Here is a 2,288-nt window from a genome sequence, read left to right as displayed (position 1 = left end):
TCGGTGTGATCACAGAGCAACTGACTCAAGATGATCTTATGCTGATTGATGAGGTTAAAGCGTTCAGTTGTCACATGAACTACGAGCATCTGAAGCAGAGCGATCTTGATACACTTGGTGAAGCAAACATTCAAACATGGTGCTACACTGTCAATGATCCGTCTCGCTTCAAATTTCGCTCAAAAGTAGATGCTGTATTTACTGATTTTCCGAATCAGTTCAATCCTATAAATTGAGCTCGTAAATACCGAAAAAATAGCCCCGATAAACTTTAAATAAACTCCCGGGATGCCTTAAAATTAATTCTCGGGAAACCATAAAATTAAGTAGCAAACACAAGTGAGTAGGAGTACATTCCGCTACTCACTTGGTTTCATCGCTCGCTCTATTTAGACAGCTTCATTGGTTACTTAATTTATGGATCTCATTTTTAGTCCAACCTTCCCAATTTTGGGTGCTATCTTCATTTTTGCCGCTATTGTTCGTGGCTTCTCAGGTTTCGGTTTTACCTTAGTGGCACTGCCATTGAGTGCGTTATTCGTGCCTGTTATCGAACTGGTTCCCGTTTTCATGCTGATCGACCTGTTAGGCAATATCCAATTGCTGCCGAAGGTTAAACATCATGTGAATTGGCGCTGGGTTTCAAAGGTATTTGTCCCTTGTTTGGCCTTCACTCCGGTCGGCCTACTTCTGCTAAAATCCGTTAGCCAAGACACGATCATCTTGATCATCAGCGCCTTCATTTTTGCATCTGCACTTATGATCTACAAAGGGTTCCAGTACAAAAGAGAGCCTAGATTTGCTCCCTATATTCTAGGTAGCCTTGCTGGGGTAATGAACGGCGCAGCTTCAATGTCAGGGCCTCCGATTGGTACACACGCGTTGGCAAGCCCAGTTGCTCCGCATATAGCCAGAGCTGGCCTGATTGCGTTCTTTGTGTTGGCAGATTCCAGTGCGTTTGTATCGGCATCTATCGCAGGATTAGTCGACCGCGAGGTGGTCTGGCTTACTTTTGCACTGTTACCAAGCAGCATGTTTGGCGGTTATGTGGGTTCTAAATTATTCGAGAGATTTGGTGGAGCGAAATTTAAGCCAGTCACCATTGCGTTGCTGATCGTAATTGCGATATTCAGTGCAGGTCGAGTCATACTGTAACTGACTTTAGCGGTTAATTTCGGAAGTTGGTTTCACGAATTGACTGCGCTAATTGCCTGCGCGAATAGATTCCGAAAGTGACTAAGAAAATGGGGTACCAATGACTACCATTCGATATGGATAGGGGTACCCATTTTTACAAGTTGGAGAAACTCATCCATATCTTGATTGGTTAATGCGATACAGCCATCCGTCCAATCAAAGCTTTGAATAAAGCTCGGTGAACGGCGCTCACCATTTTTAATTCCGTGGATCTTGATGTTCCCTCCAGGGTCGACATCATTTTCTTCAGCCCACTGCATATCCGAAGGTTGCGGGTAGCTGATATGCACCGAGCGGTGAAAATCCGATTCTTCCATCACATAATCGAGCTGGTATTCCCCTTCAGGTGTTCGGTTGTCTCCTTCAAAACGTTTATGCCCTTTCGGTTGTTTCCCTAACGCAATACGAAACTCTTGAATAACCTCGTCACCCTTAAGTAGGTACATTCTACGTTTCGATTTATCAACTTTGACTAAGGTGACCACTTGCGACAGAGAGTCTGCCTCAGAAGAGGGACCGGTTAGAGTGTAAGACTGTTGAGAAGAGCTTTGAGGGGGACGTTTAGATGAACCTTGAGACAGCTGGGCAACTTGTTCGCCAGAGTTACTGCTAAGAACATCATCCACAATAATCACATGTTTGGAATTTGAGATCACTGAAGAGGTTGAGTTAGAGGAAGACGTTGAGACACGCTGAGAGTGAGCCGGTTTCGACTCGAATACAATGGTTTCGATTGCCGTCGCGTCAGAAATTATCTTTTCAACCACAACCTTTTCAGCTTGCACACTCGAAGCTACAAACAGTAAACACAGTAATAAAGGCAAAAATAGACGCACCTTTAGTTCTCCTCAAAGCGCATGGACATGGTTCGTGATTGAGTTTCCATGCCTAACGACTCATAGAAACCCTTAGCTTGCTGATTAAACTCCATCACTTCTAACCTAAGCTCAATAGCACCGCTCGCTTGCGCCCACTGATTAAACGACTTCATCAACGCTTTGCCGACGCCTTGGCTCTGAACCTGATCGTTTACCACAATCGTATTCACTCGCGCTATTTTGTGAGACTGAATGAAGCTTACCCCTTTATTC

At 44.5% G+C, this 2,288-nt stretch carries 4 protein-coding genes; 2 read left to right on the top strand and 2 right to left on the bottom strand.

The window, feature by feature from the left end; genetic code table 11:
• Both AB4496_RS24870 and AB4496_RS24865 read left to right on the top strand, forming a co-directional pair.
• Positions 1–236, top strand: a 236-nt coding sequence (locus AB4496_RS24870; RefSeq protein WP_372132477.1) for a glycerophosphodiester phosphodiesterase family protein, incomplete at its 5' end; no start/stop codon positions are given.
• 181 nt (positions 237–417) lie between these two features.
• A complete protein-coding gene (locus AB4496_RS24865; protein ID WP_009846301.1) occupies positions 418–1,155 on the top strand; it encodes a sulfite exporter TauE/SafE family protein in 738 nt (245 codons plus the stop codon).
• 104 nt (positions 1,156–1,259) lie between these two features.
• Here the strand turns inward: AB4496_RS24865 and AB4496_RS24860 are convergent, their stop codons facing one another.
• Positions 1,260–2,033, bottom strand: coding sequence for a murein L,D-transpeptidase family protein (locus AB4496_RS24860; RefSeq protein WP_009846300.1), 774 nt, complete (start codon positions 2,031–2,033; stop codon positions 1,260–1,262).
• 2 nt (positions 2,034–2,035) lie between these two features.
• On the bottom strand, positions 2,036–2,288 hold a 253-nt coding region (locus AB4496_RS24855; protein ID WP_372132474.1), incomplete at its 5' end, for a GNAT family N-acetyltransferase.

This window comes from Vibrio sp. 10N.222.46.A1, assembly GCF_041473595.1.
In the GTDB taxonomy this organism is placed as follows: Bacteria; Pseudomonadota; Gammaproteobacteria; order Enterobacterales; family Vibrionaceae; genus Vibrio; species Vibrio tasmaniensis_A.
This window is presented reverse-complemented; position numbering and strand designations above follow the sequence as displayed.